We start from the raw sequence: 22,067 nt of genomic DNA, 5'->3' as shown, positions 1-22,067 counted from the left end.
GGGGGGCGTCATACGGTGTCGACCTCCCGGCCGGTGAAGGAGTCGTGGGCCGCGTCGATCTCGGAGCGGTACGGCATCGAGGACGAGGCGCCCTCGCGCTGGACGGAGAGCGCGGCGGCGGTGGAGGCCCAGGCCATCGCCTCGCGGGCGGGGAGGCCCTCGCCGAGGGCGACGGCGAGCGCGCCGACGAAGGTGTCGCCCGCGGCGGTGGTGTCGACGGCGCGGACGTGCGGGGCGGGGACCGTGAACGGTTCGCGGTCGCGGGCGGCGTAGAGACTGCCGGCCGCGCCGAGCGTGATGACCACCTCGGGGACGTGCGCGAGCAGGGCGGTGGCGGCGGCGCGCGGGTCGGCGAGCCCGGTGAGCGCGGCGGCCTCGTGCTCGTTGGGGACCAAGAGGTCGGTCGCGGCGAGGAGTTCGGGGGGCAGCTGCCGGGCGGGGGCGGGGGTGAGGACGGTACGGACGCCGAGCCGGCGGGCGGTGACGGCGCCCTCGATGACGGCGGAGAGGGGGAGTTCGAGCTGGAGGAGCAGCGCGTCGGAGGTGGCGATCAGGGCCTCGTCGCCGTGGTCGAGGGAGGTGACGGTGCCGTTGGCGCCGGGGACGACGACGATCGCGTTGCCGCCCTCGTCGTCGACGACGATGTGCGCCGTGCCGGAGGGGCCTTCGGCGGCGCGCAGCAGGTCGGTGTCGACACCGGCGCTCTCCAGGGCGGCGTGGAGGCGCGCGCCGAACTCGTCGGTGCCGACGGCGCCGATCATCGAGACGTCGGCGCCGGCCCGGGCGGCGGCGACGGCCTGGTTGGCGCCCTTGCCGCCGGGGATCGTCCGGAACTCCCGTCCGGTGACGGTCTCTCCGCGTGCGGGGGCCCGGTCCACGAAGGCGACGAGGTCCATGTTGGTGCTCCCGAGCACCACGATGCTGGTCATGGGCGTACTGCCTCCAGATACGTCAGTTCCGCGAGGGTGTCGAAGCCGATGCCGTCGAAGGACGGGATCGAGGTGGCGAGCCGGTTCTTGAGCGGGGCGGTCCAGCGCTCGGGCAGCCGGTCGGGGTGGCCGGCGAGGAGACCGGCGACGGAGCCGGCGGTGGCGCCGTTGGAGTCGGTGTCCCAGCCGCCGGAGACCGCCGCGCAGATCGTGCGGGAGAAGTCGCCGTCGCCGTGGGTGAGGGCGGCGGCGAGGAGAGCGGCGTTGGGGACGACATGGACCCAGTGATACCCGCCGAGGGTGGCGTGGAGCCGGTCCACGACCGCCTCGAAGTCGGGGGTGGTGCGGGCGGTCCCGATGCCGAGGCGGACGGCGTCGGCGAGCCGGGAGCGGGGCGGGACGACGGAGAGCCCGGTGGCGAGGGCCTGGTGGACGTCGGCGGTGCCGGTGGCAGCGGTGGCGATCGTCGCGGCGACGAACCGGGCGCCGTGGAGGCCGTTGGCGGTGTGGGTGAGCGCGGCGTCCCGGTGGGCCTGCTCGGCGGCGGCCCCCGGGTCGCCGGGGTGCGTCCAGCCATGGACGTCGGCGCGGATCAGGGCGCCGATCCACTCGCGGAAGGGGTTGCGGTGGGAGGCGGTCAGCGGGGGTTCGATGCCGTCGAGGAGGTTGCGGTAGGCGACGCGCTCGGCGGTGAAGGTGCGGCCGGCGGGGAGTTCGTCGAGCCAGAGGCGGGCGACGTCGGCGGTGGTGAAGTCGCGGCCGTAGCGCTGGAGGAGGAGCAGGTTGAGGAGGGGGTAGTTGAGGTCGTCGTCCTCGGGCATCCCGTCGATGTTCTCGGCGAGGGAGGTGGTGGCGGAACGCCGGTTCCAGGGGTGGGCGGCGAGGAGGTGCGGAGGTACGCCGCGCTCGGTGAACCAGCTGGTGAGGGGCCAGTTGCCGGCGGCGCGGGCGAGACGACGGATGGCGTCGAGGGGCAACTTCTCGACGGGCTTCCCGAGCAGACACCCGGCGGCCCGCCCGAGCCACGCGGCATGCAACCGCTCCCGCAGCGCGGCCCCTCCCCCCACCCCGCCCCTCCCCGAAACCCTGACGAGCCCGGGGACTCCGCCCCCGTCCCCCCGGACCTGCGGCGCTTCGGGGGCGGTGGGGGTGGGCGGGACCGCCTCGGCGCCGACGGGGGACCGCGGCGCTTCGCGCGCGGGCGTGGTGGGCAGGGTCGCCAGTTCGGACAGGAGGGTTTCGGCCAGGGGGCGGAGGTCCGGGCGGGGGGTGGGGGAGGCGCCCGCTGTCAGGGGGGCCGGGGGGCCTCCCGCCGCTTGCCAGCGGGCCACCAGGGCGCCGGCGTCGCGGCCGTCCTCCGCCGCCTGGCGGAGTTCGTGGCCGACGAGGTCCTCCGGCTGGACCCAGGTGACGCGCAGGTTCATCGCGGGGTCGCGTTCGTCAGGGCCGCGTACGCCGACTCGTGGGCCCGGCGCCGGGCCGTGTCGCGGGCGAAGACCTCGTGCGCGACCGCCGTCAGGGCTCGCGCCGGAGCATGCAGGTCCAGGCGGCTCGCCTCCGCGACCTGCTTCGCCCAGCCGGCGGGGACCGCCGGCTCGCCGCCGAGCGCGCCCACGATCGCGCCCGCCATCGTCGCGATCGAGTCGCAGTCACGGCCGTAGTTGACCGCGCCGAGCACCGTACGCCGGTAGTCGCCCGCGCCGACCAGCAGCATGCCCAGCGCGACCGGGAGCTCCTCGATCGCGTGCAGGCGCGACGGGCGGCGTGCGCCGAGGCCCGGCGCCCGGTAGTCCGCGCCCACCGTGTCGAACGGCTCCACCGCCCTACGGAGCGGGACCAGCGCCGACTCGAAGTCGCTGTGCCCGGAGGCCACTTCGGCGACCGCCTCGATCGCCGCGCGCGTGCCGTCCTTCGCCAGCGCCACCACCGCCCCCACCACGGATTCCGGCGTCGCCCCCGGCGCGCACGCCGCCGCCACCGCCGCCGCGAAGGCCCCCGCCGCCTCCCGACCGTAGGACGACTGGTGGGGGGCCGCGATGTCGAGTGCCTCCGCGTACGCCGCTTCGGGGTGGGCCGCGTTCACCAGACCCACCGGCGCCATGTACATCGCCGCACCGCAGTTGACGATGTTCCCGCTGCCCGCCTCGCGCGGGTCGACGTGTCCGTAGTGGAGCCGTGCCACCAGCCACTTCTCCGCCAGGAAGATCCGCTGGAGGGGGAGGGCCCGCGACTCCAGCTCCGGGATCCAGACCGGCGTGGAGATCAGGTCCGGCACCAGATGGTCCGCCACCGCGTAGGCGTCGAGGTGGTCGCGGACCTTCTCGTAGACCCTGATCAGCGCGTGGGTCATCAAGGTGTCGTCGGTGACGTGCCCGTCGCCCTTGTGGTACGGCGCGATGGGGCGGGCCGTACGCCACGCGTCGCCGTTCCAGGGACCGACGATGCCCATGACACGGCCGCCGTGGCGTTCGAGGATCTGGTCGGGGGTGTAACCCTCGACCGGGCCGCCGAGGGCGTCGCCCACGGCGGCCCCGATCAGGCTGCCGGTGATGCGGTCATCGAGTGATGGTGTGGGGGTCATGTCGGAATTGTCCACCCTGGCTGGCCAGTTCCGTGTCTCCGAGGAGCCCGGCGAGTTCGACCAGGTCCGTCCCCGCGAGCCGGGGCAGCGCGCACCCCGCGAGCGTGCGGCAGGCGTCGCGCCAGGTCGCGGGGAGGGAGTCGGCGCCGCCGAGCGCACCGGTGAGCGCGCCCGCGAGCGCCGGGGCGGAGTCCGCGACACGCGAGAGGCAGGCGGCGGCGGGAACCGCTCCCGACACCTCACCGCGCGCCGCGAGCGTCAGGGCGAGGGCGACGGGGAGCGTCTCGGCGGCGGCGATGCCGTAGCTGTAGACGTGGTCGACGATCTGGTGCTCCAGGAGGGGGACGAGCTCGAAGGCGCTCGTCGCGTCCTGGGCCATCTTGACGGCCTGCGCGGCGTTGCGGCCGATCTCGGTGGTGGGCGGGAGTTGGGCGAGCGCCGCGTCCACGGCCTCGTCGACGGTCGCCCCGCCGAGGGCCGCGGCGACGGCGGCGGCCATCGCGCGGGCGCCGTGCACGCCGTCGCCGTCCTGGGTGTACCGGGCGTCGAACTCGGCGAGTTCGGCGGCGGCGACCGGGTCGCCGGGGTGGACGATCGCCAGCACGGCGGCCCGTACGCAGGCGGCGTCGTCGAAGTAGTGCGGGTTGTCGTGGCCGGTGGCGGGCGGGCGGAGGCCGGTGGCGAGATTGCCGAGCCCGGCGCGTACGGAGATCCGCGCGCGGAGGGGGAGGACGGCCGACTCGACCTCGGGGGCGCGCTCGGAGGCGGCGGCGATCTGGCTGGCGAGGGAGTTCCAGGCGAGATCGACGGCGGCGCGGAGGCGGCGGTCCGGGGGGAGCGTGGCGAAGAGGGGGCCGGTGGCGGCGAGGACCGCCTCGGCGGTGAAGACCGCCCATTCGGCGTCGTCGGAGGGGCCGAGGCGGAGGGGTTCGGGGGGCTGGTTGAGGGCGATGGGGACGGGGAGGGTGGTGGTGGCGTTCTGTTCGGCGAAGGTGTCGAGTTCGCGGGTGAGGCGGCGGGTCCATTCGGGCATGCGGGCGGCTCGGTGCCTGGCCGCGGGCCAGCCGGCGGCGTCACCCGCGGCGAGGCCGAGGAGGAGACCGGCGATGGCCTCGCGGCGGGCCTCGTGTGCGGCCCCCGGGCTCCCGTGCGCGCCGACCTTGTCCCGGGCGCCCGGTCTCGTGGGCTCTGCCCACCCGATCCGCCCTGCGGAACGACTGCCCACAGCGGCAGCGGCGGGGGTGGGACGGTTGCCCACGGCTGGAGCGGCTGCGGCGGGGGTGGGACGGTTGCCCACGGCTGGAGCGGCTGCGGCGGGGCTGGGACGGTTGCCCACGGCTGGAGCGGCACCGGCGGGGGTGGGACGGTTGCCCACAGCGGCAGACGCGGTGGCAGCGGTCGAGGGCCGGTCCGTGGTCATGCCGCTTCCTCCTCGTTCGTTGTCAGTAGGTCAGCGATGTCCAGGACGTGGTAGCCGCGCATGGAGGGCAGGCAGCTGCCCGTCACCGGAGCGATCGCCGTCGCCCACTCCTCGGGGATCGCCGAGACGCCCGAGGCCGCGCCCGCGAGGGCGCCCGCGACCGCCGCCGTCGTGTCGGCGTCGCGGCCCATGTTGACCGCCGTCAGGACCGCCGTACGGAAGTCACCGCGCGCCGCCGCGAACGCGCCGAACGCGAGGCCCACCGCCTCCGGGGCCAGGTCCGTCCAGGGGTAGCCGCCGATCACGACCGCCGAGCGGACCGTGCGCTCGCGGACCAGGGCGTCGGGCTCCACCCGCTGTGCCGCGACCACCGCGCGGCGCATCGAGCGGGCCGTCCAGGAGTCCATCGGGACCACCGAGAGGGCCGCCGCGATGACCGAGGTCACCGACGCGCCGCCCATCGCCGCCGCCACGCCCGCCGCGACCGCCTGGCCGCCGTAGATGCCCTCTCCGTCGTGGCTGACGGTGCCGTCGATGGCGACGAGCCGGGCCGCCTCCGCCGGGCGGCCCGCCGCGAACACCCCGAACGGCGCCGCCCGCATCGCCAGGCCGTCCGACCAGGCGTGCCGGTGCTGGGCGGAGATAGGAGCCGCGAGGCCGCGCCGCAGGTTCTCCAGGGTGCCCCGCTCGCTGAAGCCCGCGCCCCGGAACGGGCCCTCGTCCAGGTCCGCGATCCAGTGGTGCCAGGCCCGTTCGACGTGCTGGACCGTCAGCGCCGAGCCGTGCCGGGCGAGCAGCAGCCCGGAGAAGATCGCGTACTCCGTGTCGTCCGTACCGGCCGGACTGTCCGTCACGAAGCCCTCGATCCGGCCCCACCGGCGGCGGATCTCCGACGGGCGCATGTTCTCGGCGGGCGCTCCGAGCGCGTCACCGACCGCGAGGCCCAGGAGCGCGCCCCTCGCGCGCTCGCGCGTGTCGCATGCAATCGACGTTCCCGTCTCGCTCACCATCTCGCACCCCTTTTCACCGTTCCTGGATCTGTGCCACGCCGGGGATCCGATGACGTCGAAGAAACGTCTCTGTCACCCGGCTGACACCCCGCCAGGTGAGCAAGGTGCGCCTTACTAAGTACGGCCTGCCTTGCTGGCGCGCCCCTTACATCGCGCGTATTTTCGAGGGTGTCGGGGGCGGCGGGAGCGATCCGGCCCGCTGGAACGAACAGGGGAGAGGCATGTCCATCATCGAAGCGCACGCACCACTGCACGAGGCCCACCGCGACAACCACACGCACCGCGATGTGAACGGCGGCTGGCTCCGTCCCGCGGTCTTCGGCGCGATGGACGGACTGGTCTCCAACCTCGCCCTGATGACCGGTGTCGCGGGCGGCGCGGTCTCCCAGCAGACCATCGTCATCACCGGGCTCGCCGGACTGGCGGCGGGCGCCTTCTCCATGGCGGCCGGCGAGTACATCTCCGTCGCCTCGCAGCGCGAGCTGGTCCAGGCGGAACTGGACGTCGAACGCCGCCAGCTGCGCAAGCACCCGGTCGACGAGATGGAGGAGCTCGCCGCGCTGTACGTCTCGCGGGGCGTCGAGCCCGCGCTCGCCCGCGAGGTCGCGATGCAGCTCTCCCGGGACCCGGAGCAGGCGCTGGAGATTCACGCCCGCGAGGAGCTGGGCATCGACCCCGACGACCTGCCGTCGCCGGTGACCGCCGCCGTGTTGTCGTTCGGCTCGTTCGCGCTCGGCGCGATGCTTCCCGTCCTGCCGTACCTGCTCGGCGCGAGCGCGCTCTGGCCCGCCGTGCTGCTGGCGCTCCTCGGCCTCTTCGCCTGCGGCGCGCTCGTCGCCCGGGTCACCGCCCGCAGCTGGTGGTTCAGCGGGCTGCGCCAGCTCGTCCTGGGTGGCGCAGCCGCTGCCGTCACGTACGGGCTCGGCATGCTCTTCGGTGCCGCGCTCTGACCCTGCGGCGCCTCAGCGGAGACTCCGCACGAAGGCCCTCGCCCTGCGGCGGGGGCCTTCCACGTGCATGCTTGCTGTGATGTATATCCCCTGGGCGGATCGGTCGCCCGATGAGACACTATGCACAGCGCGACATATGTAGCCGTTACCCGGCGGTTTCGAACGCTTAACCACCGGGCATGAGGCGTAAGCGCCGCGGGCAATGAGGCCCGCACAGCGACGGGCCCTCCGTCCCCTGGGGCCGACATGGATCGATCGACGTTTCGACCCATGGAATCGACCGTGAACCGGCCCCGAGCTCCACCCGGAACCACCTCTTCACGCGTGAACCACCATCACCGCTCAGTGTCAGCGGTGTCCGCATGCTGGAATGTGCTATCCACTTCGCGAGAAGCCAGCCATCATGTAACCTGCACGAAATTTCGCGGAGGGCCAACGTCGTCCCTCGGCAGCTGCATATGCCACGACGACGACGGGAGAGCCGATGCGTTCCGACGCCTGGTCGCCCATGGACGGTCGCCCCGCTCCGCAGGGGATGTACGACCCCCGTAACGAACACGACGCCTGTGGTGTCGGGTTCGTGGCCACCCTGACCGGTGTTGCCAGCCACGCGCTGGTCGAGCAGGCGCTGACCGTACTGCGCAATCTGGAGCACCGCGGCGCCACCGGCTCCGAGCCGGACTCCGGAGACGGTGCCGGCATCCTGCTCCAGGTCCCGGACGCCTTCCTGCGCGAGGTCACCGACTTCGACCTGCCCGCCGCCGGCTCCTACGCCGTCGGTATCGCCTTCCTCCCTGCCGACGGCTCCGCACAGGCCGTCTCGCAGATCGAGACGATCGCGTCCGAGGAGGGTCTCGACGTCCTCGGCTGGCGCGAGGTCCCCGTCGCCCCCGAGCTGCTCGGCGCCTCCGCCCGCGCCACCATGCCCGTCTTCCGTCAGCTCTTCGTGGCGGACGGGAGCAGCGAGGGCATCGCCCTCGACCGCAAGGCGTTCGTGCTGCGCAAGCGCGCCGAGCGCGAGGCCGGGACGTACTTCCCGTCGCTCTCCGCCCGCACCATCGTCTACAAGGGCATGCTGACCACCGGCCAGCTGGAGCCCTTCTTCCCGGACCTGTCGGACCGCCGCTGCGCCACCGCCGTGGCCCTGGTCCACTCCCGGTTCTCCACCAACACCTTCCCGAGCTGGCCGCTGGCCCACCCCTACCGTTTCGTCGCGCACAACGGCGAGATCAACACGGTCAAGGGCAACCGCAACTGGATGGTGGCCCGCGAGTCCCAGCTCGCCTCCGACCTCTTCCGCGAGGGCAGCCTGGAGCGGATCTTCCCGATCTGTACGCCGGACGCCTCCGACTCCGCCTCCTTCGACGAGGTCCTGGAGCTGCTCCACCTCGGCGGCCGCTCGCTCCCGCACAGCGTCCTGATGATGGTCCCCGAGGCGTGGGAGAACCACGACTCCATGGACCCGGACCGGCGCGCCTTCTACCAGTTCCACTCCACGATGATGGAGCCCTGGGACGGCCCGGCCTGCGTCACCTTCACCGACGGTACGCAGGTGGGCGCGGTCCTCGACCGCAACGGCCTGCGCCCCGGTCGCTACTGGGTCACCGACGAGGGCCTCGTCGTCCTCTCCTCCGAGGTCGGCGTCCTCGACATCGACCCCGCGAAGGTCGTCCGCAAGGGCCGCCTCCAGCCCGGCAAGATGTTCCTCGTCGACACGGCCGAGCACCGGATCATCGAGGACGACGAGATCAAGGCCGGCCTCGCCGCCGAGAACCCGTACGCCGAGTGGCTGGAGACCGGGGAGATCGAGCTCTCCGACCTGCCCGAGCGCGAGCACATCGTGCACACCCACGCCTCGGTCACCCGCCGCCAGCAGACCTTCGGCTACACCGAGGAAGAGCTCCGCATCATCCTCGCGCCGATGGCCCGCACCGGCGGTGAGCCGCTCGGCTCCATGGGCACGGACTCGCCGATCGCGGCCCTCTCCGAGCGCCCCCGGCTGCTGTTCGACTACTTCACCCAGCTCTTCGCGCAGGTCACCAACCCGCCGCTGGACGCCATCCGCGAGGAGCTCGTCACCTCGCTGCTCTCCTCGCTCGGCCCTCAGGGCAACCTCCTGGAGCCGACCGCCGCGTCCTGCCGCAGCGTCACGCTGCCCTTCCCGGTGATCGACAACGACGAGCTGGCCAAGCTCATCCACATCAACGCCGACGGCGACATGCCCGGCATGAAGGCCGCGACCCTGTCCGGCCTGTACCGGGTCTCCGGCGGCGGCGACGCGCTCGCCGCCCGCATCGAGGAGATCTGCGCCGAGGTCGACGCGGCGATCGAGGGCGGCGCCCACCTGCTCGTCCTCTCCGACCGGCACTCCGACGCCGAGCACGCGCCGATCCCGTCGCTGCTGCTCACCGCGGCCGTCCACCACCACCTCATCCGCACCAAGCAGCGCACCCAGGTGGGTCTGCTGGTCGAGGCCGGCGACGTCCGCGAGGTCCACCACGTGGCCCTCCTCATCGGCTACGGCGCCGCCGCCGTCAACCCGTACCTGGCGATGGAGTCCGTCGAGGACCTGGTCCGCGCCGGCACCTTCATCGACGGCCTGGAGCCCGAGCAGGCCATCCGCAACCTGATCTACGCCCTCGGCAAGGGCGTCCTGAAGGTCATGTCCAAGATGGGCATCTCGACCGTCGCCTCCTACCGCGGCGCCCAGGTCTTCGAGGCCGTCGGCCTGGACACGGCCTTCGTCGAGAAGTACTTCAACGGCACCGCGACCAAGATCGGCGGCGCCGGCCTCGACGTCGTCGCCAAGGAGGTCGCCGCCCGCCACGCCAAGGCGTACCCCGTCTCCGGCGTCCCCTCCGCGCACCGCGCGCTCGACATCGGCGGCGAGTACCAGTGGCGCCGCGAGGGCGAGCCGCACCTGTTCGACCCGGAGACCGTCTTCCGTCTCCAGCACGCCACGCGCAACAAGCGGTACGACATCTTCAAGAAGTACACGGACCGGGTGAACGAGCAGTCCGAGCGCCTGATGACGCTCCGCGGGCTCTTCGGCCTCAGCTCCGACCGGGAAGCGATCTCGATCGACGAGGTCGAGCCGGTCTCCGAGATCGTCAAGCGGTTCTCGACCGGCGCCATGTCGTACGGCTCCATCTCCCGCGAGGCGCACGAGACCCTCGCCGTCGCCATGAACCAGCTGGGCGGCAAGTCCAACACCGGTGAGGGCGGCGAGGACCCGGACCGCCTGTACGACCCGGCGCGCCGCTCCGCGATCAAGCAGGTCGCCTCCGGCCGCTTCGGTGTGACGAGCGAGTACCTGGTCAACGCGGACGACATCCAGATCAAGATGGCGCAGGGCGCGAAGCCCGGCGAGGGCGGCCAGCTGCCCGGCCACAAGGTCTACCCGTGGGTCGCCAAGACCCGGCACTCCACTCCGGGTGTCGGTCTGATCTCCCCGCCGCCGCACCACGACATCTACTCCATCGAGGACCTGGCTCAGCTGATCCACGACCTCAAGAACGCCAACCCGGCGGCCCGCATCCACGTGAAGCTGGTCTCCGAGGTCGGTGTCGGCACGGTCGCCGCCGGTGTCTCCAAGGCGCACGCGGACGTCGTCCTCATCTCCGGCCACGACGGCGGTACGGGCGCCTCGCCGCTGACCTCGCTGAAGCACGCGGGCGGACCCTGGGAGCTCGGCCTGGCCGAGACCCAGCAGACGCTGCTGCTCAACGGCCTGCGCGACCGGATCGTCGTGCAGACCGACGGCCAGCTCAAGACCGGCCGTGACGTCGTCATCGCCGCGCTGCTCGGCGCCGAGGAGTTCGGTTTCGCGACCGCGCCGCTCGTCGTCTCCGGCTGCGTCATGATGCGCGTCTGCCACCTGGACACCTGCCCGGTCGGCATCGCCACCCAGAACCCGGTCCTGCGCGACCGCTTCTCCGGCAAGCCCGAGTTCGTCGTCAACTTCTTCGAGTTCATCGCCGAGGAGGTCCGCGAGCTCCTCGCCGAGCTGGGCTTCCGTACGCTCGAAGAGGCCGTCGGCCACGCCGAGCTGATCGACACCAGCCGGGCCGTCACGCACTGGAAGGCGCAGGGCCTGGACCTCGCCCCGCTCTTCCACGTGCCCGAGCTGCCCGAGGGCGCGGTCCGCCACGCCCTGATCGAGCAGGACCACGGTCTGGAGAAGGCCCTCGACAACGAGCTGATCGAGCTCGCCGCCGAGGCGCTGGGCGCGGCGACGGCCGAGGAGGCCCAGCCGGTCCGGGCCCAGGTCGCGATCCGCAACATCAACCGGACGGTCGGCACCATGCTCGGCCACGAGGTGACGAAGAAGTTCGGCGGCGCGGGTCTGCCGGCCGACACCATCGACATCACCTTCACCGGCTCCGCGGGCCAGTCGTTCGGCGCCTTCCTGCCGAGCGGTGTCACCCTCCGCCTGGAGGGCGACGCCAACGACTACGTCGGCAAGGGCCTCTCCGGCGGCCGTGTCGTGGTCCGCCCGGACCGGGGCGCCGACCACCTGGCCGAGTACTCGACCATCGCCGGCAACACCATCGGGTACGGCGCGACCGGCGGCGAGCTGTTCCTGCGCGGCCGCACCGGCGAGCGCTTCTGCGTCCGCAACTCCGGCGCGCTGGTGGTCTCGGAGGGCGTGGGCGACCACGGCTGCGAGTACATGACCGGCGGCAGCGCGGTCGTCCTCGGCGAGACCGGCCGCAACTTCGCGGCCGGCATGTCGGGCGGCGTCGCGTACGTCGTCGACCTCGACCGGGACAACGTCAACTCGGGCAACCTGTCCGCCGTCGAGCCGCTCGACGACGCCGACAAGCAGTGGCTGCACGACGTCGTGCGCCGCCACCAGGAGGAGACCGGCTCGACGGTCGCCGAGAAGCTTCTTGCCGACTGGCCCGCGAACGCGGAGCGCTTCAGCAAGATCATCCCGTCCACGTACAAGGCAGTGCTCGCCGCCAAGGACGCCGCTGAGCTCGCCGGTCTCTCCGAGGCCGAGACCACCGAGAAGATGATGGAGGCGGCGACCAATGGCTGACCCCAAGGGCTTCCTGACCACCGGGCGCGAGGTCGCCAAGACCCGTCCGGTGGGCGAGCGAGTCAAGGACTTCAACGAGGTCTACGTTCCCGGCTCCCTGCTGCCGATCATCAGCAAGCAGGCCGGCCGCTGCATGGACTGCGGCATCCCGTTCTGTCACAACGGCTGCCCGCTCGGGAACCTGATCCCCGAGTGGAACGACTACGCCTACCGCGAGGACTGGTCGCAGGCGTCCGAGCGGCTGCACGCCACGAACAACTTCCCGGAGTTCACCGGGCGGCTCTGCCCCGCTCCGTGCGAGGCGGCGTGCGTGCTCGGCATCAACCAGCCGGCCGTCACCATCAAGAACGTCGAAGTCTCCATCATCGACAAGGCCTGGGACGCCAACGACGTCAAGCCGCAGGCGCCCGAGCGGCTCTCCGGCAAGACCGTCGCTGTCATCGGCTCGGGTCCGGCGGGTCTCGCCGCGGCCCAGCAGCTGACGCGGGCGGGCCACACGGTCGCCGTCTTCGAGCGGGCGGACCGGATCGGGGGCCTGCTTCGCTACGGCATCCCCGAGTTCAAGATGGAGAAGCGGCACATCAACCGCCGTATCGAGCAGATGCGCGCGGAAGGCACCAAGTTCCGTACCGGTGTCGAGATCGGCCGCGACATCACGGCGAAGGACCTGCGCAAGCGGTACGACGCCGTGGTCATCGCCGCGGGCGCCACGACCGCGCGCGACCTGCCGGTCCCGGGCCGTGAGCTGTCCGGCATCCACCAGGCGATGGAGTACCTGCCGCTCGCCAACAAGGTGGTCGAGGGCGACTTCGTCTCCCCGCCGATCACGGCCGAGGGCAAGCACGTGGTCGTCATCGGCGGCGGCGACACGGGCGCGGACTGCGTGGGCACCGCCCACCGCCAGGGCGCGGCCTCGGTCACGCAGCTGGAGATCATGCCGCGTCCGGGCGAGGACCGGGCGGCCGGCCAGCCCTGGCCGACGTTCCCGATGCTGTACAAGGTCACCTCCGCGCACGAGGAGGGCGGCGAGCGGGTCTACTCCGTCTCCACCACCCACTTCGAGGGCGACGAGGACGGCAACGTGCAGTTCCTGCACCTGGCCGAGGTCGAGTTCGTCGAGGGCAAGCTGACGCAGAAGCCCGGCACCGAGCGGAAGATCCCGGCGCAGCTGGTCACGCTGGCGATGGGCTTCACGGGCACGGACGTGGAGAACGGCCTGGTCGCGCAGTTTGGTCTAGACCTCGACGAGCGGGGTAACATCGCTCGCGACGCGGACTTCGCCACCAACGTCGGTGGTGTGTTCGTGGCCGGTGACGCGGGTCGCGGCCAGTCGCTGATCGTCTGGGCGATCGCCGAGGGCCGCTCGGCGGCCCGCGGTGTCGACCGCTTCCTGACGGGCGCGAGCGACCTCCCGGCCCCGATCCGCCCGACGGACCGAGCCCTGACGGTCTGACCGACCGTCCGTCCCGTCCCCAAGACGTCCCGTACAACGACGTACGGAACTGAGCGCGGCGCCCCCCGAATGTCCCCGACCGGACGACTGGGCGGGCGCCGCGGTGCGTCCGCGGTGCGTCCGCGGTGCGTCCGCGGTGCGTCCGCGGTGCGTCCGCGGTGCGGGGCGGTGGGGTGGAGGGCGGTCGGGTGCTACTGGATGCTCATGCGGTGCGGGCGGGTCGGGTTGGACGGGCAGGTGAAGGCGCGGTATTCGCCGTCCCGCCCGACCGTGATGCCCGTCGGCCGGTCGACCGGCGGGTACGGGCCCCAGCTGCCCCCGGAGTCGTACGCGTCCATCGTCAGCAGCACCCGCATCTCCGTGCCGCACTCCCGGCAGAAGACCCGGACCAGGTCCGTCCTGTGCCAGGAGTCCCAGCCGCCGATCTTCCAGCCGGGCGCGAGGGACAGGTCGTCCTGGTAGCGCGGCGCCGCTGCCCCGGCCCGCTCCGCGAGGGCGTCCTCCCAGGCCTGGATCCGCTCGTCCAGCTCCCGGGGCAGACAGTCCCCGAAGGGGTGGTCGACGACCTGCTCGGGGAAGAGCACGCAGGGCCGCGGCAGATAGTGCGTCCGCTCCACGATCGCTGGTTCCGGCTGCCGCGCCAGCGGCTCCGTCACGTCCGCCGCCCGGCGCCAGCGCAGCCGCGTCGACGGGCCCATGTCGCTGAACGCCCCCTCGTCGTCATGGCCCGTGAACGGGCACCACAGCACCTGGAGCAGGTCCGTCCCCGGCGGCGCGAACCCTGCCAGGTCCGGCACGTCCCGGGCGTAGAACTGGGCGACGGCCAGCAGCGGGAGCGGCGTCCCGTCGTGCCGGTCCGGCTGGTGACCGGAGGACGACATCGCGTCCAGTTCGACGCGCTCCGCGTCGGTGTACGGCAGGCCCTCCGCGTCCGCCGGCCGCGGCCGCGCCCAGGCCTCCTCGACCATCCGCTCGTACCGCCGCGCCCGCTCCGTCCGTACCCCCCGCACCCGCCCGTGCGCCTCCCCGCACACCGGCCACGCCTCGTCCGTCGGCCAGAGCAGCGGCCCGCCCACCGAGCTGTCCGCCGCCGTCGGCGTGCCCCGGCGCGGGTGCAGCCGGGTCGCCGTGCGGGCGTAGGCGGTCAGTTCGGGGAACGGGATCGTGATGTCGAGCGGGCGGTACGGGGTGGTGGGCTTCACCCGCACACGGTAGTCACCCAGGCCGCGGCGCCGTCGAGCGCCTTTTCCGCTTCCGGCAGCACGCCCCGCGCTCCGAGGAACCCGTGGAAGACACCGGTGTGCAGGTGGACCTGGGCCTGGACCCCCGCCGCGGAGAGGCGGCGGGCGTACGCGAGGCCCTCGTCCCGCAGGGGGTCGCAGTCCGCGAGGACCACCAGGGCGGGCGGCAGCCCGGCGAGTTCGGGCGCGAGACCGGGGGAGGCGGCGACCGGGTCGCCGGCCGGGCCCAGGTACTGCTCCCAGTACCAGCGCATATGGGCCGCGGTGTGGAAGAAGCCCTCGGCGTACGTCTCGGCCGACGGGGAGTCCAGGCGGTGGTCAAGGGCCGGGTAGAAGAGGAGTTGCCCCGCGACCGGCGGGCCGCCCGCGTCCCGGGCGCGTCGGGCCGCGCCCGCCGCCAGGTTGCCGCCGCTGGAGTCGCCCGCCAGGATCAGCGGGCCGTCGTGCCGCGCGGCCGCCCACCGCAGGACCGCGTACACGTCGTCCTCGGCGGCCGGGAAGCGGTGTTCCGGGGCGCGCCGGTAGTCCACCGAGACCACGTGCGCGCCGGCGCGGGCGGCCAGCTCCCGGCACAGCCCGTCGTGCGTGTCGAGGTCGCACAGGACCCAGCCGCCGCCGTGGGCGAAGACGACGACCGGGCGGCCGGCCTCCGGATCGGCGCCGTACAGCCGTACGCGTACGCCGTTCGCCGTCGTCTCGCGGGAGGGCGGCACGTCCCGTACGCCCGCCCGGGCCGCCGCCCTCAGCTCCTCCGGGGAGCCCGGGCCCGGGAAGCCCGCCGACATCGCGTCGCACAGGGTGCGGGCCGCCGGGGTCAGGGGATCGGTCCGCTCCGTCATCCGGTCGTCAGCCCCCCGTCCACCGTGAACTCGGCCCCCGTCATGTACGACGACGCGTCCGAGACGAGGAAGGCGATCAGGCCCCCGACCTCCTCCGGCCGGCCCATCCGGCCGAGCGGGACGTGCGACCAGTCCTTGTCGGCGACCGCCGCCGTCATCGGCGTGTCGACGGCTCCCGGGTGCACCGAGTTGACCCGGATCCCGTACCGCGCCAGGTCGAGTGCCGAGGAGCGGGTCAGGCCGCGCAGTCCGAACTTGCTCGCCCCGTACGCCGCGTGGCCCGGGATGCCGACCAGGCCGGCCGTCGACGACACGTTCACGATCGAGCCGCCGCCCGCCTCGCGCAGCGCCGGTACGACCGCCTGGATGCCCAGGAAGGGGCCCAACAGGTTGACCCTGAGGAGGAGTTCGAAGTTCTCGTACGTCTCCGACTCCACCGGGGCCGTCCGCCACAGCGCCGCGTTGTTGACCAGGGCGTCCAGCCGGCCGTACGGGGTGAGGGCCGCCGACACCGCCGTCCGCCACTCCCGCGCCGACGTCACGTCGTGGCGCACGAACCGGCACGCGTCGCCCAGCTCCGCCGCGACCGCCCTGCCCTCCTCCTCCCGTACGTCCGTGCAGACCACCCGCGCGCCGGCCGCCACCAGGAGCCGGGCCTCGGCCGCGCCCTGGCCGCGCGCCGCGCCGGTGATCAGGACGACCTTGCCCGTCAGGGAGGTCACTTGCCCTCCAGCGCACGGAAGTGCGGGATGACCTTCTCGCCCCACTGCCGGATGGTCTCCATGCAGACCTCCTGCGGGACCGTGCCCATCTGGATCAGGCACATCACCTCGTCGACGCCGATCCGGCGCAGTCGCTCGACGTACGCGATGGCGGTCTCGGCGTCCCCGTAGGCGTGGTCGGTGTTGTACGTGCCCGTGTCGACCGGGCGGGCCGGGATGTTCGCCTCGTGCAGACGGGCCACCAGCTCCTCGCGGCGCCGCTCCAGCGCGCCCGTGTGGTCCTCGTCCTCCGCGTAGCCGGTCGGCGCGGGGGCGTTGCCGTACCAGTGGGCGATCGACTCGGCGAAGAAGCGCTGACCGCGCGTGCCGAGCCGCAGGGCGCGCTCCGCGTCGTCCAGGACGATCGTCGGGCAGAGCGCCGAGAAGTGGTCGTTGACCTCGGAGGAGACGAGCCGGGAGCCGTCGCGTGCGGCGATGGCCTCGTCGTACACCGTGCGCATCGCGCGCACGTCGTCGGCGCCCGCGAAGCCCATCACCAGGGCGCCGATGCCGAGTTCGGCGGCGAGCCTGAGGGTCTCGTGCTTCGAACAGGCCATGAAGAGCGGCGGGTGCGGGTCCTGCACGGGGCGGGGCAGGATGGCGCCCGGGCCGATGTCGATCGAGCCGTGCCACTCGAACCGCTCCTCGCGCCAGGCGTGCGAGAAGATCCGCAGCGCCTCCTCCATCTGCGGATAGGTGTCCTCGGGGCGCACCCCGTACATCCGCATCTCCTGGCGGGTCGCGCCCCGGCCGGCGCCGACGTCCACCCGTCCGCCGCTGAGGACGTCGAGCATCGCGGCGCGCTCGGCCACCCGCACCGGGTGCTGGTAGCCGAAGGGCATGGTGACGACGCCGTGGCCGATCCGGATGCGTTCGGTGCGGGCGGCGACCCAGGTCAGGAAGATCTCGGACGCGCTCATGTGCGCGTACTGGGTGAGGGAGTGGTGCTCGACCGCCCAGACGCGGTCGAAGCCCATCTTCTCGGCGTGGACGGCCTGTTCGACGCAGTCGTGGATGACCTGGCGCTCCCGCTCGGGGGTCGGGTCGACGAGCTGGGCCTCGAAGATCATGGAGAACTTCACGTGAACTCCTCTATTTCGAATAGGAATACTTCTAGCAGGCATACCTAGGGTGCGGAAGGGGGGTCGTAGACTTCGCTCCGTGGCGGACATGACGACGGCGGACGGCAAGGGCCAGGGGGGCGATCCGGGGATCCCGGCGCTCCCCGCGACCAGCTGGGCGGTGCTCGGGCTGCTCTCCTTCGGGGAGGAGCTGTCCGGCTACGACCTCAAGAAGTGGTCGGACTGGTCCCTGCGCTTCTTCTACTGGAGCCCCTCGTTCAGCCAGATCTACAGCGAGCTGAAACGGCTGGAGCGGGCCGGTTACGCCACCTCGCGGATGGTCGCCCAGGAGACGGGCAGCCGTGACAAGCGGGTCTACCGGATCACGGACGAGGGGATGGCCGCCGTCCGCACCTGGGCGCGCACCGCGCCCGTCGACCCGCCGGTCCTCAAGCACGGGCCGATGCTGCGGCTCTGGCTCGGGCACCTCCTCGAACCCGAGCAGATGCGGGACGTCCTCGCCCGCCACCGGGAGTTCGCCGAGACCATGCGCCTGCGCGCGCAGACCGACGTGGACGGGTCGAAGGCCGAGGAGGCGTGGGCTTACCCCACGCTCACCCTGAAGTGGGCCGAGCGGTACTACGCCTCCGAGCGGGACCTGGCGGACGCCATGCTCGCCGACATCGAGGAGCTGGAGAGGGCGCGCGCGGCGAAGGGGGCCGCTCCGGCCTCCGGTGAGGGCAAGCGGCCGTAGGTGCGGCGGAAGTAGAGCAGCGGGCCGGTGTCCTCGGCCCGGTGCGCCGTCAGCCCGTCGACCCGGCCCAGGGCGATGGCGTGGTCGCCCCCGTCCAGTACCGCGTCCAGCGTGCACTCGACCGTGGCGAGCGCCCCGTCGAGCAGCGGGGCTCCGTGGGCGCCGGGTCGCCAGGCCGTGCCCGCGAACTTGTCGCCGCCCGTCACCGCGAAGCGCCGGCAGAGCTCCTCCTGATCGGCGGCGAGCACGTTCACCGCGAACCGGCCCGCCGCACGGATCCGCGGCCAGGTCGACGAGGTGTGCGCCGGGCAGAAGCAGACCAGCGGCGGGTCGAGCGAGACGGACGAGAAGGACTGCACCGCCATGCCGACGGGCCGTCCTTCGGCCGGGTCGAGGGCGGTGATGACGGCGACGCCCGTGCAGAAGCCGGCCAGGGCGGACTTCATGCCGGTGGGATCCATGGGACCTCCTGAGGAATGTTCCTACTAGGTATATGCCTAACCGAAACAGCTGTGATTGGATACCCGGCACGCTCGCACGTCAAGTAGGGAGGGTCAGTGATCAGCCCCCAGCAAGTGCCACGGCAACTACCCCGCACAATCGGCGAGTTGCCCGCGTGGGCCGCCGCGACGCACACCGGTCGGGGCCGGGAGGCACTCGTCGACGGTGAGGTCCGCTGGAGCTTCGCCCGGCTACGCGACGAGGTCGCCGCCGGCGCGCGGGCCGCCGTCGCCCACGGCGTACGGCACGGCGACCGGGTCGCGATCTGGGCCCCCAACAGCCGTCGCTGGATCGTCGCGGCCCTCGGCGCGGTCGCGGTCGGCGCCGTGCTCGTACCGGTCAACACCCGTTACAAGCCCGCCGAGGCCGCCGACATCGTGCGCCGCAGCGGCGCCCGACTCCTCTTCACCGAACACGACTTCCTCGGCACCGACTACGCCGCCGCCCTGCACGGCTCCGGCGAGGACCTCGGCGCCCTGCGCTCCACCCTCACCCTGCACGGCCCCGACGGGGACGCCTACCTCGCGGCCGGGGCCGCCGTGCCCGACGCCGAGCGGGTCGCCCGCGCCGCCGCCGTGGGCCCCGACGACCTCTGCGACATCCTCTACACCTCGGGCACCACCGGCCGTTCCAAGGGCGTGATGACCACCCACGGCCAGACCCTGCGCGTCTACGCCGACTGGGCCCGGCTCGTCGGACTGCGCGCCGGCGACCGGTATCTGCTGGTCAACCCGTTCTTCCACACCTTCGGCTACAAGGCCGGGGTGCTGGCCTGCCTGCTGGCCGGCGCGACCATGCTGCCCGAGGCCGTCTACGACGCCGACCGCGTCCTGGAACGGATCGCCGCCGAGCGCGTCACCTGCCTCATGGGGCCGCCGACCGTCTTCCACGGCCTGATCCACCACCCCCGCCGCGCCGCGCACGACCTCTCGGCGCTCCGCCTCGCCGGGACCGGCGCGGCCACCGTCCCCGCCGCGCTCGTCGAGGAGATACGCGGCGCACTCGGCGCGCCGGAGGTCTTCACCGCGTACGGTCTCACCGAATCCTGCGGTGTCGTCTCCGTCTGTCCGACGGACGCCGACGCCGCCACCGTCGCCCACACCGTCGGCCTGCCCCTGCCGGACACCGAGATCCGGATCGCCTCCCCGCTCGGCGCGGTCCTCGGTCCCGGAGAGCCGGGCGAGATCCAGGTCCGCGGCCACCACGTCATGCGCGGCTACCTCGACGACCCGGCGGCGACCGCCGAGGCGGTGGTGGACGGGGGCTGGCTGCGCACCGGCGACATCGGCACCCTCGACGCGCGGGGCTACCTCGCGGTGACCGACCGGCTCAAGGACATGTACGTCGTCGGCGGCTTCAACGCCTACCCGGCCGAGATCGAGCACGTCCTCCTCGGCCATGACGCGGTGCGCGACGCCGCCGTCGTCGGCGCGCCGGACGCCCGCCTCGGCGAGGTCGGCGTCGCCTTCGTCGTGACCGACCGCGCCCTCGACGAGGACGAGTTGACCACCTGGGCCCGGGAACGGCTCGCCAACTTCAAGGTCCCGCGCCGCTTCGTCGTCGTACCGGAGCTGCCGCGCAACGCGGGCGGGAAGCTCCTCAAGGGCGAACTGCGCCGGGCGGCGAGAGGAGAGGACGCATGAGGACGACACCCGAACAGGACCACCTGCGCGCGGCGGTACGGTCCGTGCTCGCCCGCCACGAGGGCGCGGCGGCCTGGGCGCCGCTGACCGGGCAGGTCGGCGTGGCGGCCCTCGCCGTACCGGAGGCGTACGGCGGGCTCGGCTGCGGGCTGCCGGAGATCGCGGTGGTGGCGCAGGAGCTGGGGCGGGCGCTCAGCCCGGTCCCGTTCCTCGGCTCCGCCGTCCTGACCGTGACCGCCCTGCTCGCCGCCGCCGACTGGGACGCCTGCGCCCGGCTCCTCCCCGGCCTCGCCGAGGGCACCCGGACCGGCGCGCTGGGGTGGGCGGAGGCCGGCGGCTGGGAGCCGGAGCCGATCGCCGCGACGGCGACGGGGGCGGCGAGGGGGGCGGGTGCGGCGACGGGAGCGGGGGCCACGGCGGGGGACGCGTACCTCTCGGGGTGCAAGGAGTACGTCCTCGCCGCGCCCGAACGCCCCGATGTCTGCCTCGCCTTCGCCCGCGACGACCGCACCGGCCGCCTGGGACTCTACGAACTGCGCGACCGAGCGGGGGAGTTCACCCCCGTCCCCACCCTCGACCGGACCCGCCCGCTCGCCAGGATCCGGCTCGACCGGGCACCCGCCCGGCTTCTCGCCGCCGACGGGGAGGGCGTCCTCACGCGGGTACGTGACGTGGCCGCGACCGTCCTCGCCGCGGAGCAGGTCGGGGGCGCCGCGCGGGCCCTGGAGATCACCGTCCGCCATGTCGGCGAGCGGGTCCAGTTCGGCCGGCCCATCGGCTCCTTCCAGGCCGTCAAGCACCGCTTGGCCGACCTGCACACCGCCGTCGAGTCCGCGCGCTCCCTCGCCCTGGCCGCCGCGCACGCGGACGCCGAGCCGCTGGCCGCCGCGGCCGCGAGATCGGCCTGCTCGGAGACGTACGAGACGGTGGCGGGCGAGATGATCCAGCTCCACGGCGGGATCGGCGTGACCTGGGAACACCCGGCGCACGACCACCTCAAGCGCGCGCACCAGTCCGCCCGTCTCCTCGGCCCGCCCGCCGCGTACCGGGGCCGTATCGCCGCCGCGCTCGGCCTCGTTCCCGCACCCTGATCCCGTACGCTCGGCACTCCGGGGGGAAAGGGGTCCCCCTGGACAGAGGGAGGGGGGCCGACCGTGGGGCTGAGTCTGCGCAAGGTCGAGGAGACCGCACCGGCGCTGGTGAGTCTGTACAAGTCGGCGGGGGTGTCCCTGCGCAAGCACGGGATGGACGGGCAGCGGGTCGCCGTCTACCTGGTGCTCGACTACTCGGGCTCGATGACGCCCTACTACCGGGACGGCAGCGTCCAGGCTCTGGCCGACCGGGTGTTGGGGCTCGCGGCCAACCTGGACGACGACGGACGCGTGCCGGTGGTCTTCTTCTCCACCGACATCGACGCCGAGACCGACATCGAACTCGCCGACCACCAGGGGCGGATCGACCGGATCGTCCGTGGACTCGGCCACATGGGCAAGACCAGCTACCACCTGGCGATGGACGCCGTCATCGACCACTACCTCGACAGCGGCGCCACCGCCCCCGCGCTCGTCGTCTTCCAGACCGACGGCGGCCCGATCAACAAGCTCGCGGCCGAACGGTACTTGTGCAAGGCGTCCGAGCTGCCGATGTTCTGGCAGTTCATCGGCTTCGGTGATCCCCGCAGCCGGCAGTTCGAATTCCTGCGGAAGCTGGACGAGTTGCCCGTCCCGGAGAAGCGGTGCGTCGACAACGCCGGCTTCTTCCACGCCGGTACGGACCCGCGCAGGGTCCCGGACGACGAGCTGTACGACCGTCTCGTCGCCGACTTCCCCGCCTGGCTCGCCGCCGCCCGGGCCCGGTCCGTCGTCCGCTCGTAGGCCGAC

General features: G+C 73.1%; 17 protein-coding genes. 7 read left to right on the top strand and 10 right to left on the bottom strand.

Annotated features, from left to right (window positions below; genetic code table 11):
• Positions 1-8: 8 nt before the first annotated feature.
• Genes rbsK through ACIPPS_RS16860 form a run of 5 tightly spaced genes read right to left on the bottom strand, consistent with a single transcriptional unit; the run spans position 9 to position 5,940 of the window.
• Positions 9-929 (bottom strand): ribokinase, encoded by a 921-nt coding sequence (gene rbsK, locus ACIPPS_RS16880; protein ID WP_401432075.1) that lies wholly within the window; start codon positions 927-929, stop codon positions 9-11.
• The gene (locus ACIPPS_RS16875) at positions 926-2,353 is read right to left on the bottom strand and encodes an ADP-ribosylglycohydrolase family protein (protein ID WP_401432072.1); all 1,428 of its coding nucleotides are present in this window, start codon (positions 2,351-2,353) and stop codon (positions 926-928) included. Before ACIPPS_RS16875 ends, rbsK begins: the two co-directional genes overlap by 4 nt.
• On the bottom strand, positions 2,350-3,510 hold the full coding sequence (locus ACIPPS_RS16870; protein ID WP_401432070.1) for an ADP-ribosylglycohydrolase family protein: 1,161 nt from the start codon (positions 3,508-3,510) through the stop codon (positions 2,350-2,352). Before ACIPPS_RS16870 ends, ACIPPS_RS16875 begins: the two co-directional genes overlap by 4 nt.
• Complete coding sequence (locus tag ACIPPS_RS16865) at positions 3,485-4,930, bottom strand: ADP-ribosylglycohydrolase family protein (RefSeq protein ID WP_401432068.1); 1,446 nt, start codon at positions 4,928-4,930, stop codon at positions 3,485-3,487. Before ACIPPS_RS16865 ends, ACIPPS_RS16870 begins: the two co-directional genes overlap by 26 nt.
• Complete coding sequence (locus tag ACIPPS_RS16860) at positions 4,927-5,940, bottom strand: ADP-ribosylglycohydrolase family protein (protein WP_401432066.1); 1,014 nt, start codon at positions 5,938-5,940, stop codon at positions 4,927-4,929. Before ACIPPS_RS16860 ends, ACIPPS_RS16865 begins: the two co-directional genes overlap by 4 nt.
• A gap of 221 nt (positions 5,941-6,161) precedes the next feature.
• Here ACIPPS_RS16860 and ACIPPS_RS16855 point away from each other — a divergent pair, with 221 nt between their 5' ends.
• The 3 genes from ACIPPS_RS16855 to ACIPPS_RS16845 all read left to right on the top strand — a co-directional run bounded on the left by ACIPPS_RS16855 (position 6,162) and on the right by ACIPPS_RS16845 (position 13,387).
• Positions 6,162-6,890 (top strand): VIT1/CCC1 transporter family protein, encoded by a 729-nt coding sequence (locus ACIPPS_RS16855; protein WP_401432064.1) that lies wholly within the window; start codon positions 6,162-6,164, stop codon positions 6,888-6,890.
• A gap of 484 nt (positions 6,891-7,374) precedes the next feature.
• Positions 7,375-11,934, top strand: coding sequence for a glutamate synthase large subunit (gene gltB / locus ACIPPS_RS16850; RefSeq protein ID WP_401432062.1), 4,560 nt, complete (start codon positions 7,375-7,377; stop codon positions 11,932-11,934).
• Positions 11,927-13,387: a glutamate synthase subunit beta gene (locus ACIPPS_RS16845; protein ID WP_401432060.1), complete on the top strand. Its 1,461-nt coding sequence runs from the start codon at positions 11,927-11,929 to the stop codon at positions 13,385-13,387. The genes gltB and ACIPPS_RS16845 overlap by 8 nt, the downstream gene beginning before the upstream one ends.
• A gap of 191 nt (positions 13,388-13,578) precedes the next feature.
• On the opposite strand, the gene ACIPPS_RS16840 is transcribed toward ACIPPS_RS16845, so the two are convergent.
• From ACIPPS_RS16840 to ACIPPS_RS16825, 4 genes are read right to left on the bottom strand one after another with little or no spacing between them, the layout of a single operon-like run.
• Complete coding sequence (locus ACIPPS_RS16840) at positions 13,579-14,589, bottom strand: hypothetical protein (protein WP_401432058.1); 1,011 nt, start codon at positions 14,587-14,589, stop codon at positions 13,579-13,581.
• Positions 14,586-15,467, bottom strand: a complete 882-nt coding sequence (locus tag ACIPPS_RS16835) for an alpha/beta hydrolase (protein ID WP_401432055.1) — start codon at positions 15,465-15,467, stop codon at positions 14,586-14,588. Before ACIPPS_RS16835 ends, ACIPPS_RS16840 begins: the two co-directional genes overlap by 4 nt.
• A complete protein-coding gene (locus ACIPPS_RS16830; RefSeq protein ID WP_401432052.1) occupies positions 15,464-16,189 on the bottom strand; it encodes a glucose 1-dehydrogenase in 726 nt (241 codons plus the stop codon). The genes ACIPPS_RS16835 and ACIPPS_RS16830 overlap by 4 nt, the downstream gene beginning before the upstream one ends.
• Positions 16,186-17,310 (bottom strand): LLM class flavin-dependent oxidoreductase, encoded by a 1,125-nt coding sequence (locus ACIPPS_RS16825; protein ID WP_401432050.1) that lies wholly within the window; start codon positions 17,308-17,310, stop codon positions 16,186-16,188. The genes ACIPPS_RS16830 and ACIPPS_RS16825 overlap by 4 nt, the downstream gene beginning before the upstream one ends.
• Before the next feature lie 88 nt (positions 17,311-17,398).
• Between ACIPPS_RS16825 and ACIPPS_RS16820 the strand changes: the two genes are divergently transcribed.
• Positions 17,399-18,043, top strand: coding sequence for a PadR family transcriptional regulator (locus ACIPPS_RS16820; RefSeq protein ID WP_401433101.1), 645 nt, complete (start codon positions 17,399-17,401; stop codon positions 18,041-18,043).
• Here ACIPPS_RS16820 and ACIPPS_RS16815 read toward each other — a convergent pair.
• Positions 17,929-18,504, bottom strand: a complete 576-nt coding sequence (locus ACIPPS_RS16815) for a flavin reductase family protein (protein WP_401432048.1) — start codon at positions 18,502-18,504, stop codon at positions 17,929-17,931. The two genes, ACIPPS_RS16820 and ACIPPS_RS16815, sit on opposite strands and share 115 nt — an antisense overlap.
• Positions 18,505-18,651: 147 nt before the next feature.
• On the opposite strand from ACIPPS_RS16815, the gene ACIPPS_RS16810 reads away from it, so the two are divergent.
• The 3 genes from ACIPPS_RS16810 (at position 18,652) to ACIPPS_RS16800 (ending at position 22,061) form a co-directional block, all read left to right on the top strand.
• Positions 18,652-20,187: a FadD3 family acyl-CoA ligase gene (locus tag ACIPPS_RS16810; protein ID WP_401432045.1), complete on the top strand. Its 1,536-nt coding sequence runs from the start codon at positions 18,652-18,654 to the stop codon at positions 20,185-20,187.
• On the top strand, positions 20,184-21,278 hold the full coding sequence (locus tag ACIPPS_RS16805; RefSeq protein WP_401432042.1) for an acyl-CoA dehydrogenase family protein: 1,095 nt from the start codon (positions 20,184-20,186) through the stop codon (positions 21,276-21,278). Before ACIPPS_RS16810 ends, ACIPPS_RS16805 begins: the two co-directional genes overlap by 4 nt.
• A gap of 63 nt (positions 21,279-21,341) precedes the next feature.
• Positions 21,342-22,061: a VWA domain-containing protein gene (locus ACIPPS_RS16800; RefSeq protein ID WP_401432039.1), complete on the top strand. Its 720-nt coding sequence runs from the start codon at positions 21,342-21,344 to the stop codon at positions 22,059-22,061.
• Positions 22,062-22,067 lie beyond the last annotated feature (6 nt).

It is taken from the genome of Streptomyces sp. NPDC090127, from assembly GCF_044746945.1.
GTDB lineage: Bacteria > Actinomycetota > Actinomycetes > Streptomycetales > Streptomycetaceae > Streptomyces.
This window is presented reverse-complemented; position numbering and strand designations above follow the sequence as displayed.

Excerpts from the sequence above, each read along its gene's own strand:
- rbsK (WP_401432075.1), bottom strand. The coding sequence starts at position 929 with ATGACCAGCATCGTGGTGCTCGGGAGCACCAACATGGACCTCGTCGCC.
- ACIPPS_RS16875 (WP_401432072.1), bottom strand. The coding sequence starts at position 2,353 with ATGAACCTGCGCGTCACCTGGGTCCAGCCGGAGGACCTCGTCGGCCAC.
- ACIPPS_RS16870 (WP_401432070.1), bottom strand. The coding sequence starts at position 3,510 with ATGACCCCCACACCATCACTCGATGACCGCATCACCGGCAGCCTGATC.
- ACIPPS_RS16865 (WP_401432068.1), bottom strand. The coding sequence starts at position 4,930 with ATGACCACGGACCGGCCCTCGACCGCTGCCACCGCGTCTGCCGCTGTG.
- ACIPPS_RS16860 (WP_401432066.1), bottom strand. The coding sequence starts at position 5,940 with ATGGTGAGCGAGACGGGAACGTCGATTGCATGCGACACGCGCGAGCGC.
- ACIPPS_RS16855 (WP_401432064.1), top strand. The coding sequence starts at position 6,162 with ATGTCCATCATCGAAGCGCACGCACCACTGCACGAGGCCCACCGCGAC.
- gltB (WP_401432062.1), top strand. The coding sequence starts at position 7,375 with ATGCGTTCCGACGCCTGGTCGCCCATGGACGGTCGCCCCGCTCCGCAG.
- ACIPPS_RS16845 (WP_401432060.1), top strand. The coding sequence starts at position 11,927 with ATGGCTGACCCCAAGGGCTTCCTGACCACCGGGCGCGAGGTCGCCAAG.
- ACIPPS_RS16835 (WP_401432055.1), bottom strand. The coding sequence starts at position 15,467 with ATGACGGAGCGGACCGATCCCCTGACCCCGGCGGCCCGCACCCTGTGC.
- ACIPPS_RS16820 (WP_401433101.1), top strand. The coding sequence starts at position 17,399 with ATGACGACGGCGGACGGCAAGGGCCAGGGGGGCGATCCGGGGATCCCG.
- ACIPPS_RS16815 (WP_401432048.1), bottom strand. The coding sequence starts at position 18,504 with ATGGATCCCACCGGCATGAAGTCCGCCCTGGCCGGCTTCTGCACGGGC.
- ACIPPS_RS16805 (WP_401432042.1), top strand. The coding sequence starts at position 20,184 with ATGAGGACGACACCCGAACAGGACCACCTGCGCGCGGCGGTACGGTCC.